General features: G+C 41.7%; 16 protein-coding genes. All 16 read right to left on the bottom strand.

Annotated elements, in window-relative coordinates:
- Positions 1-13: 13 nt before the first annotated feature.
- The 16 genes from FOA33_RS00335 to FOA33_RS00260 all read right to left on the bottom strand — a co-directional run bounded on the left by FOA33_RS00335 (position 14) and on the right by FOA33_RS00260 (position 17,359).
- Positions 14-772: an ABC transporter permease gene (locus FOA33_RS00335; protein ID WP_221160279.1), complete on the bottom strand. Its 759-nt coding sequence runs from the start codon at positions 770-772 to the stop codon at positions 14-16.
- Complete coding sequence (locus tag FOA33_RS00330) at positions 735-1,025, bottom strand: thiamine-binding protein (RefSeq protein WP_007518133.1); 291 nt, start codon at positions 1,023-1,025, stop codon at positions 735-737. The genes FOA33_RS00335 and FOA33_RS00330 overlap by 38 nt, the downstream gene beginning before the upstream one ends.
- Before the next feature lie 276 nt (positions 1,026-1,301).
- Positions 1,302-3,935 (bottom strand): DNA polymerase I, encoded by a 2,634-nt coding sequence (gene polA / locus FOA33_RS00325; RefSeq protein WP_221160278.1) that lies wholly within the window; start codon positions 3,933-3,935, stop codon positions 1,302-1,304.
- Positions 3,936-4,019: 84 nt separating this feature from the next.
- A complete protein-coding gene (locus FOA33_RS00320; protein ID WP_221160277.1) occupies positions 4,020-5,129 on the bottom strand; it encodes a CHAP domain-containing protein in 1,110 nt (369 codons plus the stop codon).
- Between the two features lie 90 nt (positions 5,130-5,219).
- Positions 5,220-5,495 carry a Veg family protein gene (locus tag FOA33_RS00315; protein ID WP_221160276.1) on the bottom strand — a complete coding sequence of 92 codons (276 nt, stop codon included), beginning with the start codon at positions 5,493-5,495 and terminating at the stop codon, positions 5,220-5,222.
- Position 5,496: 1 nt separating this feature from the next.
- Complete coding sequence (gene dnaB, locus FOA33_RS00310; RefSeq protein WP_221160275.1) at positions 5,497-6,849, bottom strand: replicative DNA helicase; 1,353 nt, start codon at positions 6,847-6,849, stop codon at positions 5,497-5,499.
- Between the two features lie 43 nt (positions 6,850-6,892).
- On the bottom strand, positions 6,893-7,345 hold the full coding sequence (rplI, locus tag FOA33_RS00305) for a 50S ribosomal protein L9 (protein WP_221160274.1): 453 nt from the start codon (positions 7,343-7,345) through the stop codon (positions 6,893-6,895).
- Positions 7,342-9,315, bottom strand: coding sequence for a DHH family phosphoesterase (locus FOA33_RS00300; protein WP_221160273.1), 1,974 nt, complete (start codon positions 9,313-9,315; stop codon positions 7,342-7,344). Before FOA33_RS00300 ends, rplI begins: the two co-directional genes overlap by 4 nt.
- Before the next feature lie 175 nt (positions 9,316-9,490).
- Positions 9,491-10,471: a nitronate monooxygenase gene (locus FOA33_RS00295; RefSeq protein ID WP_268700433.1), complete on the bottom strand. Its 981-nt coding sequence runs from the start codon at positions 10,469-10,471 to the stop codon at positions 9,491-9,493.
- A gap of 64 nt (positions 10,472-10,535) precedes the next feature.
- Positions 10,536-11,453, bottom strand: a complete 918-nt coding sequence (locus FOA33_RS00290) for an MBL fold metallo-hydrolase (protein WP_221160272.1) — start codon at positions 11,451-11,453, stop codon at positions 10,536-10,538.
- 3 nt (positions 11,454-11,456) lie between these two features.
- Positions 11,457-12,569 carry an acyl-CoA dehydrogenase family protein gene (locus FOA33_RS00285; protein WP_221160271.1) on the bottom strand — a complete coding sequence of 371 codons (1,113 nt, stop codon included), beginning with the start codon at positions 12,567-12,569 and terminating at the stop codon, positions 11,457-11,459.
- Between the two features lie 15 nt (positions 12,570-12,584).
- The gene (locus tag FOA33_RS00280) at positions 12,585-13,493 is read right to left on the bottom strand and encodes a LysR family transcriptional regulator (protein WP_221160270.1); all 909 of its coding nucleotides are present in this window, start codon (positions 13,491-13,493) and stop codon (positions 12,585-12,587) included.
- A 194-nt stretch (positions 13,494-13,687) separates the two neighbouring features.
- The gene (locus tag FOA33_RS00275; RefSeq protein ID WP_000644732.1) at positions 13,688-14,341 is read right to left on the bottom strand and encodes a 3-oxoacid CoA-transferase subunit B; all 654 of its coding nucleotides are present in this window, start codon (positions 14,339-14,341) and stop codon (positions 13,688-13,690) included.
- A gap of 1 nt (position 14,342) precedes the next feature.
- Positions 14,343-15,065 carry a CoA transferase subunit A gene (locus FOA33_RS00270; protein WP_000869891.1) on the bottom strand — a complete coding sequence of 241 codons (723 nt, stop codon included), beginning with the start codon at positions 15,063-15,065 and terminating at the stop codon, positions 14,343-14,345.
- 15 nt (positions 15,066-15,080) lie between these two features.
- The gene (locus FOA33_RS00265; protein WP_221160269.1) at positions 15,081-15,860 is read right to left on the bottom strand and encodes an enoyl-CoA hydratase-related protein; all 780 of its coding nucleotides are present in this window, start codon (positions 15,858-15,860) and stop codon (positions 15,081-15,083) included.
- A 320-nt stretch (positions 15,861-16,180) separates the two neighbouring features.
- The gene (locus tag FOA33_RS00260) at positions 16,181-17,359 is read right to left on the bottom strand and encodes an acetyl-CoA C-acetyltransferase (protein ID WP_000656061.1); all 1,179 of its coding nucleotides are present in this window, start codon (positions 17,357-17,359) and stop codon (positions 16,181-16,183) included.
- Positions 17,360-17,368: the final 9 nt, after the last annotated feature.

The raw sequence follows: 17,368 nt of genomic DNA, 5'->3' as shown, positions 1-17,368 counted from the left end.
TAAAACGCTCTATTTAAGTACGTTTCCATTTAATCACATATTTTTCACTGATATCGACCAACTTCATACCTAGAAGACTGATAAGCGATACCAGAATAATAATGGCAAACATGGTATCATACTGAAACAGCTTTTTAGACTGAATCATATAAACACCAAGACCTTCAAAGCCTCCTAACCACTCGGACACCACGGTTGTGATAAAGGCGTAGGAGACACTGACCCTCAAACCTGCATAAAAGTAGGGCAGGCTAACCGGGATTTTAAAATGCCACAGGATTTGCCAAGGGTTTGCTCGCATCAGACTAAACAAGGTCAGCATATCCTTGTCACAGTGCCTAAAACCATCTAAAATACTGACGATGATAGGGAAGGTTGTCGTCAGAATAATCAAGACAATCTTGGGCAATACCCCATAGCCTAGCCACAAGACCAAGATAGGTGCTATGGCAATGGTCGGAATGGTCTGGATAACCACCATCATAGGGTAAATCAGATCATTGAGCCAAGAGAGACTATCCATGAGTACCGCCATGAGACAGGCAATCAAGACACCCAGAACTAGACCCAGTAAAGCCACTCTCAAGGTCGCCCAGCTATGGTGCCAGAGAAATTCTCTGTCACGAACAAAGGACTGGAGAATCTCAAGAGGAGTTGGCAGGATAAACTTGGGTAAAAGTTTGAATATTCCTGCTAACTGCCAGATTGACAAGACTCCTAGAAAACCCAATAGACTAATGTGACGTCTCAGTATACTTTTCAAGTTTCTCATCAATACTTAGAATCTCTCCTACATTTATTTTGACATTGGCAAAGACATTATCTGCCTCCTGCCCGGCCACTTCAAGCGCTTCTTTGAGAATGCGCATGAGCTCATCAAACTCCCCTTCCAGGACCGTTTCAAATGGTGTCACTACCATGGTCACGGACTGAGCTTGCAGATAAGCAATAACCTGATCGATAATAGCAATTCGATCGATCCCCTGTGATAGGGGCAAGACTTGCAAGGCAATGCTTGCTTTCATAAAAACCTCCTTTTCTCAGGTTTCCCTTTAACAAAAAGAAAACCTTTTCCATATATGGAAAAGGTGCAGAATTCGGCTAAGTATCGTTCCCTACGCTGGCATTACCCAGATCAGGTGCGGTCGAAGTTTAACACTTCCTCTCAGACTGTACACAGACTCCCATATCTTATATGGACATATAGTAACGCAAATACAAGGAAAAGTCAAGGAAACTGCTTACAGAAAATCTTGAAAAAGAGTTTGAAGACATATGCTTCAAACTCTATCATAGTTTTCTTATTTAGCCTCGTACCAGGTTGCCCCTTCATTTTCATCTGCAACAAGGGGAACACTGAGCTGGATGGCTTCTTCCATGGTTTGTTTCACTAGAGCTTTAACGGCTGCTAGTTCCGATTTCGGAACCTCAAGGACGATTTCATCATGCACTTGCAAGAGCATCTTGGTCTGATAGCCGCCTTCTAGCAAAGCCTTGTCTAGCTGGATCATAGCAATCTTGAGAATATCTGCTGCTGAACCCTGGATAGGAGAGTTGATGGCAGTCCGCTCTGCAAAACCACGAATGTTGAAGTTACGTGAATTGATATCTGGCAACTCACGACGACGCTTGAAGAGAGTTTCTACATAGCCCTTATCACGCGCTTCACGCACCACTTCATCCATGTAGTTTTTAATACCTGGGAAGCGTTCAAAATAGGTATCGATGTAGGCTTTAGCCTCTTTACGGCTGATGCCCAGATTATTAGACAAACCAAAGTCTGAAATCCCGTAAACCACTCCAAAGTTTACTGCCTTGGCATTACGACGGTCGTTTGGAGTCACATCCTCAGGATGTTCAATTCCAAAGACCCGCATGGCTGTCGAGGTATGGATATCTGCTCCCTCTTGAAAGGCCTTAATTAGGTGCTCATCCTTGGAAATATGAGCCAAAACGCGCAATTCAATCTGCGAATAGTCGGAGCTGAGAAGGACACTATCCTCCCACTCAGGGACAAAGGCCTTACGAATGAGACGGCCTTGTTCCAAACGAACAGGGATATTTTGCAAGTTTGGATCCACACTAGACAAACGCCCAGTCTGAGTCAAATCTTGCACATAGCGCGTATGGATCTTGCCATCATCCAAAATCCAGTCTTGCAAACCAATCACATAGGTAGACTGAATCTTAGCAATTTGACGGTAATCGAGGATTTTCTTGACGATTGGTGCAATAGGAGCCAGTCGCTCTAGCACATCCACGGCTGTCGAGTAACCTGTCTTGGTTTTCTTGGTGTATTCTAGAGGAAGATCGAGCTTTTCAAAAAGCAGTACGCCCAACTGTTTAGGGGAGTTGATATTAAATTCCTCACCAGCCAGTTCATAAATCTCCTGAGTTAGCTTTTCAATGACAAGTTCATTTTCAGCCTGCATCTCAAGCAAGGTCTCTTTCTTGACTGTAATTCCAGCGATTTCCATCTTGGCAAGGACAAAAGCCAGAGGTTGCTCCATGTCATAGAGAAGGTCTAACTGTCCATGTTCACTGAGTTTTTCAAGTAAAACAGGCTCAGTCTCAACCAATACAGCAACCTTGCGAGCCAAATGCTCCAAGAATTCCTCTCTCTCAGGGATAGCTTTCTTAACACCCTTACCGTAAAAGGTCTCATCATCGACTATGTAAGTCTGACCATAAAGACTCGCAATGGTTGAAATTTCATTGTTTTCGACAGTAGAGAGAAGGTACTTGGCCAAACGGCTGTCAAAAGCAGGGGCCTGCAGATTCAAACCCAAGCGATTTAAAAGAACCTTAGCTTTTTTAAAGTCATACACTTTCAGAGCTATTTTTTCTAGAAATTCCTTGAGGATCGGATCCTGCAAGAGCTCAAGTTTATCTGTAGCGTAAAGTTTATCCCCACAGGACCAGGCAAAACCAACCAAATCATCTGTATGGTAGTTTTCCCCAAAGAGTTCAAAGTGGAAGATAGAGTCTGCGCTCAGCATGTCTTGACTGACTTGGTCAACGATAGTGAAATCCAATCTTTCAGGAGCATCCGTTGATGACACATTTAAAGCTTGCTTGAGCTGTTTGAAGCCCATCTCATCGTAGAATTTCCCGAGATTTTCCACATCTGGGCCATTATAAACCAAATCATCAAGTCCAATCTCAATTGGTGCCTGAGTTTCAATGGTCGCCAGTGTTTTCGATAAAAAGGCCTGTTCCTTGTCTTTGATGAGATTTTCCTTCATCTTAGAAGCCTTCATCCCATCGATATTTTCATAAATACCCTCTAGCGAACCATGCTCCAGCAAGAGCTTGATACCCGTCTTTTCACCAATCTTAGTGACTCCAGGGATATTATCAGACTTATCCCCCATAAGAGCCTTAAGATCAATAAACTGAGCTGGTGTGAGGCCCATCTTTTCCATAAGATAGTCTGGCGTAAAGGCCTCAAACTCAGCCACACCTTTCTTGGAAATCTCGACCACCGTATGCTCATCCGTCAACTGGATCAAGTCCTTGTCTCCGCTAACGATAGTCACATCGAAGGAATCCTTCTCAGCCAAACGGCCTAGAGTCCCGATGATATCATCGGCTTCATACTGGGCCAACTCATAATGGCGAATCCCAAGATGGTCTAACAACTCACGAATGAAGGGAAATTGCTCACGAAACTCATCTGGAGTTTTAGCACGGCCACCCTTGTAGTCTGCATACATCTCTGTTCGGAAAGTCGTCTTACCTGCATCAAAAGCTACCAAAACATGGCTGGGTTCAACTCGCTCCAAGACATGATTCAACATAAGTTGAAATCCGTAAATTGCATTGGTATGAAGGCCATTAGCATTTTTAAACCGATCCAGCTGCTGATAAAGCGCAAAAAAAGCTCGAAAGGCAACAGAAGATCCATCAATTAATAATAATTTTTTCTTGTCCATACACCCATTATAAAGGAAAGCAAGGAAAAATACCATCGGAAAGAATAGGCAAATGGTAGTGAAGCCCTCTTTTTTATATTCTTTCTAGATTCTAGCTCCATTACTATCCACTCGATAGCCATCTACAGTAGTATTCACTGCTAAAGCCCCTGAAGCATTGACGTAATAAGACTTTCCTCCTACCTGGAACCACTGGCTAGACTTCATAGCCCCTGAACTCTCCAAATAATACCATGTTCCATTTTCCTTGAGCCATCCCGTCTGCATCTCCCCTGATGCCTTTAGATAGTACCAATGCGAACTATCCTTCACCCAACCTGTTGACATGGTTCCATTGTCTTTAAAGTGATACCAACTGCCATTTATTTTCTTCCAACCAGTTGCGAGTTTCCCGTTCTCACGGTAATTCCAACTTCCTCCTTCTTTTTTCCAGCCTTTCTCTGTATTGCTTAACTCTGCATACTGCACATATCTTCTAGCACCACTGTAGGATAGATAACCGAGCCACTTATAACCATCCTTTTCAAGAACCTGATCATAACTCACACTCTCACCAGCATAATAGTAGTCAATAACTTGTCCTGTACTTGATGGTTGGTCCATAATAGGCGATTTCCCCGTGAATACTATTGTCCCACTAGACGGAAGCTCTGAGCTACGAGCATTCTCACCCGCACTATGGCTAGTGGATAAATCCCTGAAATGAATAAAACCTGTCATCGAACTAGCCTTGACCTTTCGACGGTTATACTTTTCTCGAACTCCATAATTATACTCTTCTATCTCAATCGTATCCCCTGATACATTTGATACCCAGGCCACGTGCCCATAATAACCTTCTGTCGACCAAGCAATAGCCCCAACTTCTGGCTTAGTATCCACACGATAACCTTCACGACGAGCACGATGCCCCCATTCATTCGCATTTCCGTAGGCAGGAGGAATCTCAAAGCCATTTACACTACTCAAACGAAAGGCCGCAAAAGACGTACACTGGCGAGAATACATCCGCCACTGATCGATTTCAACACTACCATTTTTGTAGTGAAGCGGATAGTCATCTCCACGCGCTACACTGTCGGCCTGAACCGATTCCCCACCAAACAAAAAAGTACTCGTAACGAACAAAGTAGCCAGCCCTACACCCAACTGAGTATATCTACTCTTCTTAACTCCTGATTTAAAAAACGTCATTCATTCTCCTTAGTGATATAAATTTCTGAGGTTACCCTCGTTTATACTATTCGGGAGAAAAAGAAAAAAGTGAGCAAAGCTCACTTCATTTTAGGATTCTTGGTCTAGATAGCGAATCAAGTTCTTCTCTGTCAAGATATCTGAGTAGGTGAAGGATTCAACATAAACATTGGCTTGTTTGTCTCCCTCAACACCCCCAAATTCAACGATAAATAAAGATGGATAAACCTCAATTAACTTACCCAGTCTGTTTTTTTGACGCTTACGGCCATTCTCCAAAGTCATTTCAACGACTTGTCCCTCATGCGCCTTGATCTCTTCTTTGATTTTTTTCATCTTGGCTACATCTGTAAATGCATCTGACATCTTATGCCTCCCTCTTTGAGATACTTGAAAATTTATTGTATTCTTTTTGGAAAATCAATTCCACCGTTCCACGAGCTCCACTACGGTTTTTCTCGATGATAACCTCTACCTTGTTATTTGGAATTCCTTCCTCTTCTTCACCAGCACGATCGTAGTAATCGTCACGGTATAGAAAAGCTACGATATCCGCATCCTGCTCGATAGAACCCGATTCACGAATATCAGACAAGACTGGTCTCTTATCCTGACGCTGTTCCACTCCACGGGATAACTGGCTGAGAGCAATGACTGGAACTTTTAATTCCTTGGCTAGAATTTTCAACTGACGAGAAATTTCAGAAACTTCTTGTTGGCGGTTCTCACGACCAGTCCCTGTGATAAGCTGTAGGTAGTCGATCAAAATCAATCCTAGATTGCCCGTTTCTTGAGCTAGTTTGCGTGAGCGCGAACGAATTTCCGTGATTCGAATCCCTGGCGTATCATCGATATAGATACTCGCGTTGGCTAGGTTCCCTTGAGCAATGGTATACTTTTGCCACTCCTCATCAGTCAATTGACCTGTACGGATAGAATGAGACTCCACCAAGCCTTCGGCCGCCAACATACGGTCTACTAGACTTTCCGCACCCATTTCCAGTGAAAAGATAGCTACCGTCTTGTCCAACTTAGTCCCAATGTTCTGAGCAATGTTCAAGGCAAAAGCTGTCTTACCAACTGCTGGTCGCGCCGCTAGAATAATTAATTCCTCCTCATGGAGACCTGTCGTCATATGGTCCAAATCACGGTAACCCGTTGCAATACCAGTGATATCCGTTGTTTGTTGTGACCGAACTTCTAGGTTCCCAAAGTTGATATTTAGAATATCTCGGATGTTCTTGAACCCACTACGATTGGCGTTTTCGCTAACATCTATGAGTCCCTTTTCAGCCTGAGCGATGATTTCATCTGCAGGCTTAGAAGCTTCATAGGCTTGGTTGACAGACTCTGTCAACTTGGAAATCAAGCGACGTAGCATAGCCTTTTCAGCTACAATTTTAGCATAATATTCCGCATTAGCTGAAGTTGGTACAGAGTTGACAATTTCAACAAGGTAAGACAAGCCACCAATATTTTGGAGATTCCCTTGACTATCCAAAATCGTCCGAACTGTCGTCGCATCAATTGCTTCCCCACGATCCGACAAATCTACCATTGCTTGGAAAATCAACCGATGAGCATACTTAAAGAAGTCGCGAGAATCAATGTATTCTCGGACAAAAACGAGCTTACTCTCATCTATAAAAATAGCCCCCAGAACAGATTGTTCTGCCAAAATATCCTGAGGTTGAACTCGCAGTTCCTCTACTTCTGCCATCCGACTTTCCTTCCTTTTACAATCTTGTCAACAAGTTGTAAACTTAACCTTCTTTTACACGAAGATTGATGATACTTGTAACATCTTGATAGATCTTCACTGGTACATCAATCAAACCTACTGCTCGAATTGGTGCTTGCACTTGAATATTGCGTTTGTCAATCTTAATACCAAACTGCTTTTGCAATTCTTCTGCAATTTTCTTGTTAGTGATGGAGCCAAATGTACGGCCATCCGGTCCAACCTTTTCAACAAACTCTACAACCGTTTCTTCTGCTTCAAGCTTAGCCTTGATGGCTTTTGCTTCGGCAATCATTTCAGCATGAGCCTTTTCTTCTGATTTTTGTTTTCCACGCAACTCACCCACTGCTTGAGCAGTCGCTTCCTTGGCCAAATTCTTTTTAATCAGGAAGTTTTGAGCATAGCCAGTTGGCACTTCCTTGATTTCGCCTTTTTTCCCTTTTCCTTTGACATCTACTAAAAAGATTACTTTCATTCTTCTTTCTCCTTTTCCTTTTGTTCATCCAAGACAAGTTGAGTCAATTTTTCTCCTGCTTCTGACAGACTCATATTCTCGATTTGCGCAGCCGCTAGATTAAAATGGCCTCCGCCACCGAGTTCTTCCATAATGCGTTGCACATTGATTTTACTACGGCTTCGAGCCGAGATGGAGATAAATCCTTGTGTATTTTTTGCTAGAACGAAGCTGGCTTCAATGCCAGACATAGCCAACATAGCATCGGCAGCCTTACTGATGACAACTGTGTCATAAGACATTGAGTTCTTAGCTTGGGCAATCAAGATATCTGAACCTAGCTTATGACCTTGTAAAATGAGTTCATTTACCTCACGGTATTCTTCAAAATCTGTCGCAGCAATCTCCTGAATCGCGATGCTGTCGCTTCCACGTGTTCGAAGGTAGCTAGCCACATCAAAAGTTCGACTCGTTACTCGAGACGTAAAGTTTTTGGTATCCAGCATCATACCAGCCATCAAAACACTGGCCTGCATACGACTTAAACGATTTTTCTTAGAATTTTGGAACTGAATCAATTCTGTGACCAGCTCACTGGCACTACTTGCCCCACTTTCAATATAGGTGATGACTGCATTCTCAGGGAAATCCTGGTCACGTCTATGATGGTCAATAACAATGGTTTGAGTAAACAAATTATAAAAATCTTTCGATAAGGTCAAAGCCGTCTTGGAGTGATCCACTAAAATCAATAACGAACGGCTTGTAACTAGCTTCATCGCATCTGTAAGAGATAAGAGTTTCGTAGTATCTTCCTTCTTTAAGAACTGGATAGCACGCTCGATATCTGCTGACATTTTATCTGCATCATAGACAGCATAACTGCTCTCAATAATATTACTTGCAAACAACTGCATACCGACAGCAGAGCCCAAGGCATCCATATCTAGATTTTTATGACCGACTACAAAAACCTGGTCAACACTTCGAATCTTATCAGAAATGGCTGTCATCATGGCTCTCGTACGTGTACGAGTACGTTTGATAGACGCAGCAGTTCCTCCACCGAAGTAGACTGGATTCTTGGTCTCATCATTTTCCTTGACCACCACCTGGTCACCACCGCGAACTTCTGCTAAGTTCAAGTTGAGCAAGGCAATTTTCCCTATCTCTTCATGATTTCCATCACCATAAGAAAATCCCATACTTAAAGTTAGGGGTAGCTGCCTCTGTTTTGATTCTTCTCGGAAAGCATCAATAACAGAGAATTTGTCATTCATCAATTCCTCGAGTACTGTGTAATCTGTGAATAAATAAAAACGATCCATCCCCACACGGCGAGAAAACATAGCATACTTACTAGCAAATTCTGAAACAAAATTAGCTACAAAGCTATTGATATGGCTGATATCAGAGTCAGACGTCGCATCCTCCAAATCATCGTAATTATCCACTGAGATGACCCCAATGACTGGACGACTAGTTACCAATTCGACAGTCGCTTCGTACTCCCCAGAAACATCAAAGAAATATAAAACACCCGAATTCTTGTCCATATGAACAGCATATCGTGTTTCGCCCAAGGTAGCATACGAACCTGGATTTCCAACAGAAGCCTTGATGATGGTTTGAATTAACTCAACATCAATTTCCCCTTCTTCAGTAGTCAAAATCAGCTCAGCATAGGGATTAAACCATTCCACTTCGCCACTAGATAAGTCTAATTTCAGGACTCCAACCGGCATTTGATCAAGCAAAGTACTCAAGCTATTTTCGGCTTGGTGATTTACATATTGGATTTGTTCAATTTCGCTCTTTTCGTACTGTTTTTTTTGCCATACAAATAAAAGCAGATAAAGCAGTACAAATAAAAATAAAACAGTGATTGTTACAGCAAGATTATGTGAAAAAATAATCAGCAAAGTTAAGATTCCGAAAGTTGCAAGTCCTAGCAAGACTGCAGAAAACGGGATTAAATTATTTTTTTTCATTCTAAACCTCTTGCGCATTATTATATCACAAAAGCCCTTAAAAAGCGACCTTTAAAGAGAAAGCACTGCTTTTATTATAGCAAGATGCTCTTAAAGAAACCATATATAAAAAAGGATAGCAAATGCCTCGCTCTCCTTTTTCCACATCAGTGCAGAATCTTCCACCTAGATTACATTATTCACCTAATTCTAGTCGAATGTCTTGTAGGCACTCTTGCGCCTGTTTCACAATTGATTCTAAAATAGTCTTACATGGTTTGATGTCTTTCACCAAACCCGCAATTTGTCCGCTCATCATTGAACCATGAACTGTATCACCTTCATAGACAGCCTTAGATAGGGAACCGATCGTAATTTCTTCCAGTTCCTCTCGGTTTGTACCTTTCTGCTCTAATTCAATGTAGTGATCCGTCATCTCATTGCGAATACAACGAACTGGCGCTCCCGCGATGCGACCTGTAACCGCAGTCGCTGTATCACTTGCCGCCAAAATAGCTTCTTTATAGGCTGGAGAAATCGGGCATTCTTCTGAAGCAAGAAAAACTGTTCCCATTTGAACTCCTTGTGCACCTAGTGCAATCGCAGCAGCAAGTCCACGACCATCTGCCACACCTCCTGCAGCAATGACTGGAATCGTTACAGCATCAACGATTTGTGGGATAAGAGCCATTGTATTGGTCTCTCCAATATGGCCACCAGCTTCTGAACCTTCAGCGATTACAGCATCAACTCCCAATTCTTGCATTTTTTGAGCATGCTTGACACTGGCAATAACTGGAATAACCTTGATTCCTGCTTCTTTCAAGTAAGGCATGATATGCTTAGGAGTTCCTGCACCTGTAGTTACCACTGGAACCTTTTCTTCGATGATAACGGTCACAATATCCTTGATATTTTTCATCATCAACATGATGTTGACACCAAAAGGCTTATCTGTCAACTTTCTCAGTTCACGAATTTCTTCTCGCAACTGCTCTCCGGTCATACCACCCGAAGCGATAATTCCCAGACCTCCAGCCTCAGAAACAGCTGCTGCTAGTTGATAGTGTGAGATTTGAGCCATAGCCCCTTGGAAAATTGGATATTGAATCTGTAAAAGTTTTGTAATTGACATATGAGTCCTCCTTTTATTTTCTGTTGATTCTTGTTGGCAAATGGATGCATGATGCACCAATATCCCCGTCAACAAGAAAATGTTATATTTGTCTCCTCATATTCTGCTATCCTAAAAAGTCTGGCTTACGATCCTGCTGATCTGTAAAAGGAATAAGTGGGGGGCGAGAACGTAGAACATAATCTACAAATTCCTTCCCATCCTTGTCAAACTCTACCACCGCGAAAAATTGATCATGGTAAAAGAAAAACTTATAATGATTCTCAAAAGCCTGACGCAACCACTTCTTTTTGGCTAAAATTGATTTCATAGGATAATCATCAACTGCTGGAACCCAGAGAGGATTCCGATGAACATGTGATAACATCAAGTCCCCCATATGGATCATCGTATCTTTCCCCTGTTTGAGCAAGATAATACTGTGGCCATTGCTGTGACCACTTGTGTGAATCATTTGGATTTCTGGAATGACATTGATATACTCTAAGAAAGTCGTCACCTGATCTTGAATCGGTTCCCAATTTTCTCTCAGATAAGTTCCCCGCGTTCGATCATTAGGGTTTCTCATCTCATACCATTCGACATCATTCACAATAATCTTGGCGTTTGGATACTTGGAAACCAGCTTCCCTTGATCATTCACATACGTCAAGCCACCAGAATGATCGTGGTGCATATGTGTCATCAGCACGATGTCAATGTCTTCAGGCGATAGTCCTAAAAGAGCTAAACTTTCTTCTACCCGACTTTCAGACAAGATTCCTAAGTTACGCCTTTGTTTATCGGATAATTTTGCTGTATCAAAACTTGCATCTATCAAGTAATTTTTACCCTTGTACTGGATCAAAATAGGATCCGTCAATTCTGCCATCATATTAGCATCATTTGTTGGGTAGTAACGAGACCACACAACTTTCGGAACCGGACCAAAAAGAGTCCCTGCATCCGTCAATTTATCGGCTCCACGTAGCCATGTCAGTTTCATATCATGAAATTGATATTCCTGTAAGGTGAGTTCTGCCATGCTTTACTCCTTTATCCATTGGGCTGCTATTCTTTTACGAATCGAATCCCCAGATTTTCCATAGATTTCAATCGTTTTGGCATCCTTTAGATAACGGTCTATGGGGATGTCATCCAAGGTTTGAAGAGGTCCAATTAATCTAATAATTTCCTCAGAAATCTCAATTGCTACTTTTGTCGTATAAAGTTTTATCTGAGATACAAAGAGAGAATCCGCCTTCATCCTGTCCTTGTAGGAGGCAAAGTAAGATTCAGCCGCACACAGCTTAGTATACAAGTCTGCAAATTGATATTGATAGACTGTCGCATCGATTAATCGTTTCCCAAATCCTCTTTTGACCTTTACAAAAGCCAGACCTGTTTCAAAAGCTCCCTCAGAGATACCAATAGAGATTGCGCTTAATCCTAGCTGTAATTTTTTGATAATATCATTTAACTGAGTTTCCCCATTTAAGGTCAATCCTAGCAGACTATCTTCTGGCAATATGACCTGGTCAAAAGTTACCGAATTCACAGGTAAACCCTGTAAACCAGGTTTTGCTATATCATCTCCAAAAGCAACCCCCGGTCGAGTCGTATCAACAATGAAAAATCCATATCCATCTTCTCCGTTAGTTTCCTGAACCTTGGCTAAGATTAACAAAATATCTGTATAGCGGCAATTTGATACAATTGACTTTTTCCCAGTTAAAGACCAACCTGCCTCTGTTTTCCTTGCGGTTGTTGCAATAACCTCCAAGCTTTCCATCAATTTTCCTTCGGAAAATCCCAAGCCAGCTAAGATTTCTCCCCTTACTAATGGTTCTACATAACGCGATTTTTGTTCCTGACTTCCATATCGTAAAATAGGATAGATACCATAACATGCCTGAGTTAGCAGAACAGCAGAAAAAGCAGGGAAATCTTTTGAAATCAAGCGAATAAAGGTCAAAAACTCGGTTCTCAAAACAGAATCTTGACTATCTAAAAGCAAGGAAAAGATATCAAATCGCTCAATAAACTGATAAAGCAATTCTCTAGGGAACTGTTGTTCATCCTCACGAGACTTGAAATAGTCCCGAATCAACACTTTCACGTCTGCCTTCAATTCTCGCGCCAGCACGTCATTATAGGTCATCACATTCACCTCAGCTTAGTTGTCAAAAAACGGTTGGTAATAATCTTTCAACAATTCTTCATATATATAAGACTCTACTTCATTGTAGGAGTTTTTATAGGGTCTACAAAACCAAATATTAAATGGAATAGGATCCTTGAATCTAACTGCCTTAAAACGACTCTTGTCCACAAAATATTCAACCGGCCTTGGTAAAAGAGCAATCAAATCTGTCTGATGAGTTGATTCAACTAGGAAGTCCCAAGTAGAGGAAAGATAAGCAAATTTAGCCTCAATTCGTTGTGAACGAAGTTTTTCTGTCACTAAATCATAAGTCGTAAATGTTTTGTTGAAGGTTGCCAATTCATAACCAGCAATATCAGACCATTCCAACAAGCTTTTCTGAGCCAGCGGATGATCCTTATCCATATAAGCAACGTATTCATCCAATTGAATGATATGTTGTTCATATTTTTTAGCATCCAGGCTCGTAGGCTCTATCAGAATAGAGAGATTCAAATCTCCATCAACCATTTTTTGACGAATTTCCTTCCCTCCACCTTCCGTAACCTGGATATGGATATGAGGATTATTTTTCAGAAAATGAGGCAAAGCACTAGCAAAATAAACTCGTAAAATCAAGGACGGAATACCAAGATTAATGGTGCCCTTTTGCTTTTGAGCTTCTATATGGATCATGGAAAGCATTTCTTCATGTCGATTCACAATCTCGGTCGCATAACGATAAATTTTGCGTCCCGTCTCTGTTAAACTTTCTAATCTTCCATTCTTGCGATTGAATAATTGAACCCCTTCAGCTGCTTCAAAATTTGTCACGAATTGACTCAAGGCTGATTGACTAATGTGAATCTTCTTTGCAGCAATGGAAAGGTTGCATCCGCATTCTATGATATTGATGAAATAGTTCATTTGGATAATATCCACTTACCCATCACCTAGCTTTCCTTCACTATTTTAGTAAGTCAATTAGACAACTATTCTAGTGTTTGATAGTTGTCTACTGACTTTTTATCGAAATAACATTTCGAATACTTCATTTTAACGTTGTATATAAAGCGCTTACAATACTATCTAGTTTATATCATAACACACTAAGTAGAAAATAGCTCTTTTTTTGCTTAAATCGGCATTGTTTTTAGGTCTTCTGCGACAATGACTTCCCCAGCTGTTTTTTCAAGAACTTCTTCTAATGTCACACCAGGAGCCAACTCTTTCAATAAGAATTTACCATCTTTGAATCCAAAAACAGCTAAATCAGTAATAACGAGATCTAACACTCCCTTAGCTGAAAGTGGCAAGGTACATTCTTTCAACAACTTGGATTCCCCATCAGCAGTTGTGTGTTGAATAGCCCCGATTACACGCTTAGCACCTACCAATAAGTCCATTGCGCCACCCATACCAGGAGCAAATTTCCCTGGGATAATCCAGTTCGCAATGCTACCATCTTGGCTGACTTCTAGCGCTCCCAGAACGGTTGCATCCACGTGTCCACCACGAATAATGGCAAAGGAAGTTTGTAGATCAAACAAGGCTGCTCCGGGCAACAATGTGATAGGAGCTCCACCAGAGTTCGCTAAATTGGCATTATAGGTGTCCTTAGTTGGTGTTTCTCCAAATCGAAGGGCGCCATTTTCTGCCTGCAAAATAACATTTACTCCTTCCGGAATATAATCAGCAGAAGCGTTTGGAATCCCAAATCCAAGATTGACCACATCTCCATCTTTAAATTCAAGCGCTACACGTCTTGCGATAATTTCTTTTGCTTTCATTTTACTTCACCCCCGCCAGTTTTTTTGTCTCTGTCCACAAGTCTCCCATCATCTGATGATGCTCTTGTGGTGTCAATCCTTGAACGACATAGTCAACTAGGATACCAGGGATGTAAATATCATTTGGATCAATTTCCCCGACTTCAACCAACTCGTTTGTCTCAACAATGACTGTGTCAGCCGCTAGAGCGAGTTGAAGAGAGATGTTTTTAGTAGTCCCATCTATATAAAGGTTGCCATACTTATCCGCCTTAGTAGCTTTAATCAAGGCAACATCGATTTTCAATGGATCATAAATCAAATATTCTTTTCCATTTCGAGTTACTTTTTCGTGCTCATCTTCAAGAATTGTTCCTACACCTGTTGGCGTTAAAACTGCTCCAAGACCTGCACCTGCAGCATGTAAGCGTTCTACGACAGTTCCCATCGGAGTGAACTCCACTTTCATGGTTCCTGAGAAATAATCATGCTGAGCAGCAGCAGATGTTCCTACATGGGCCGCAATATACTTTGTAACCTGATGATTTTCACAAAGACGACCAACTCCAACTTCCTTACCTGGTTGAGAGGTTACAACAGACACCAAGGTCAAATCTTGCTGGTTTTGACGAACTAGTTCCTCAATTAACTCAAATGGTTCTCCCACTCCAAGAAATCCAGAAATACCAACTTTATCTCCTGAATGAATCAAGGAAATAGCTTCAGACAATGTTACAACTTTCATAACCTATCTCCTCTCTTATTTACGTTGAAAGACAGCTTTGCGTTTTTCAACAAAAGCGCGCATTCCTTCTACCTTATCTTCTGTTGAGAAGAGTAGAGCTTCCGCTTCTGTTTCCAAACGAATAGCATTTTTCAGAGGGAGTTCTGAGCCAACTTGGATAATATGTTTAGCTTTTTCAACTGCTAGCGGTGCATTTTTCATAATCGCTGCTGCTAGCTCTTCTGCCGCAGGCAATAGTTCTTCTGCTGATACCAACTTGTTAAGAATTCCAAGATCATATGCTTCCTGTCCTTTAACCATTCTAGCAGTGAAGATTAATTCCTTTGTTTTACTAGTACCAATCAAACGAGACATTCTTTGGGTACCTGCAAAACCAGGAATGATTCCCAAGCCGACTTCAGGGAAGCCAACCATTGTCTTGTCATAGCCGATTCGGATATCAGTTGAAAGAGCTAATTCTAAACCGCCTCCCAAAGCATAACCATTCAATACTGAAATAGTTGGCTGAGTCAATTCAGATAAGCGGGTAAAGGTGTCGTTCGCATAGGTCATGTATTCATGAGCCTGAATTGGAGACATTTGGTCCATCTCTTTAATGTCTGCTCCCGCGACAAATGCTTTCTCTCCTTGACCGGTCACAATGACAACACGAATGTCCTCGCTTGCTTCAATCTGGTCTAAAGCGAGATTCAAATCCTTTAAGACTTCTGAACTTAAAGCGTTCAAAGCCGATGGACGGTTAATTGTTAGATAACCAAGACCTTTCTTAACCTCTAATAAAACAGTTTTACTCATTGTTCTGCTCCTACTTGATTTATTTTGAGTACAGAGTACAGCGTCAACAAATACCAACACAAAATGTAAGAGCTTACATTTTCATCATAAACCTTTTTTTCCCATCCGTCTACTTAATCTTTATTTATAGACCTATAAGTCCAGATTATAGGATGTTGTCGTCCAATCCATCCTTAAAGTCTTAGGAAAAATAAAAATACCTTATCAAGCCCTTTTAGAGAAAGACACTTGATAAGGTATGTAACTATGAGATCGGATCAAAATCTCATTTTGTAATCGTAATATTGAAAAAGAGGAAATGACGTTCAGTTTTCTAATAACTAACGTTCAACGATGAGGGCTGTTCCCATCCCTCCTCCGATACAGAGAGTAGCTAAACCAGTTTTAGCATCACGTTTCATCATCTCATGTACCAGAGTCACTAGGATACGGCAACCTGAAGCCCCAATTGGGTGACCAAGAGCAATCGCGCCACCATTGACATTGACAATATCGGTATTGAAACCAAGTGTTTTCCCGACCGCACAAGCCTGAGCAGCAAAGGCTTCATTTGACTCGATCAAGTCAAGATCATCAACTGTCAAATTACCTTTTTCAAGAGCTTTACGGGTCGCATAAATCGGTCCACATCCCATAATCTTAGGATCCAAACCTGCACTTGCATACGAACGAATGCGCGCAATGACTGGAAGTCCTAATTCTTCAGCTTTTTCAGCACTCATGACCAAGACAGCCGCCGCCCCGTCATTGATACCTGAGGCATTTCCCGCTGTAACAGAACCGTCTTTTTTGAAAACAGGACGCAGCTTAGACAGACTCTCCAAGCTAGCATCTTTTCTAGGAAATTCATCTGTATCAAAGACGATAGGATCGCCTTTACGTTGAGGAATGACCACCGGAACAATCTCTTCCTTAAAGCGTCCAGATTCTATAGCCGCCACTGCTCGTTTTTGTGATTCCAAAGCAAGCGCATCTTGATCATCCCGGCTAATACCATATTCTTCTGCCACATTCTCAGCTGTAATCCCCATATGGTATTCGTTAAAGGCATCAGACAAACCGTCCTTAATCATGGTATCTACCACTTTCGAATCTCCCATACGGCCACCCCAACGGAAGCTTGGCAAAACATATGGAGCCTGGCTCATGTTTTCTGCACCACCAGCCACAACAATATCTGCGTCTCCGCACTGAATCGCTTGAGCAGCTAACTGCACTGCCTTCAAACCGGAACCACAAACCTTGTTAATGGTAAAGGCTGGTGTAAATTCAGGAAGTCCAGCATGAATACTCATTTGGCGAGCCACGTTTTGACCTAAACCTGCGCCTAGGACATTCCCCATAATCACTTCATCTACCTGCTCTGGTTTAATATTCGCTTTTTCCAAAGCACTCTTAATTACTAAAGATCCCAAATCAACAGCAGAAACATTCTTCAAGCTCCCGCCAAAGGAACCTAAAGGAGTTCGCACTGCCGAAACAATAACTACGTCTTTCATGACTACCTC

This window comes from Streptococcus cristatus, from assembly GCF_019685515.1.
Lineage (GTDB): Bacteria > Bacillota > Bacilli > Lactobacillales > Streptococcaceae > Streptococcus.
This window is presented reverse-complemented; position numbering and strand designations above follow the sequence as displayed.